Source organism: Aromatoleum evansii, from assembly GCF_012910805.1.
Taxonomy (GTDB): domain Bacteria; phylum Pseudomonadota; class Gammaproteobacteria; order Burkholderiales; family Rhodocyclaceae; genus Aromatoleum; species Aromatoleum evansii.
Window position 1 is genome coordinate 1 of sequence record NZ_WTVK01000277.1, and the last position, 404, is coordinate 404.

1 protein-coding gene is annotated in these 404 nt (G+C 70.5%); it reads left to right on the forward strand.

All coding sequences use genetic code 11. The features are described from left to right. Positions 1–404 (forward strand): DsbA family protein (locus GO615_RS30075; protein WP_211167444.1); only part of this gene is annotated, 404 nt, incomplete at both ends.

The following is a 404-nucleotide window of genomic DNA, read 5'->3' on the forward strand; positions in this document are numbered from 1 at the left end:
AGCTCGACCCGACGATCGAGGCCGTGCCCGACACGACGCTCGTCGAGAAGATCGCGGCGAAGTACGGCATGACGCCGGAGCAGTCCGAGCGCAGCCAGGAGGACATCGCCGCCCGCGCGGCCGAGGTCGGCCTCGAGTTCAACTGGCGCGAAGCCAAGTTCGGCAACACGTTCGACGCTCACCGTCTCGTCCACCTGGCCGCCCAGCACGGGCGCGCCACCGAAGCGCACGAACGCCTCATGCGCGCTTATTTCACCGAGGGCGTCGCGGTCGGCGACACGACCGAGCTGCAGCGTCTCGGCGAGGAGATCGGGCTGCCCGCCGACGACGTCCGCCGCGTCCTGGCCGGCGACGAGTTCACTCAGGATGTGCGCGCCGACGAAGCGGCGGCGCGTCAGATCGGC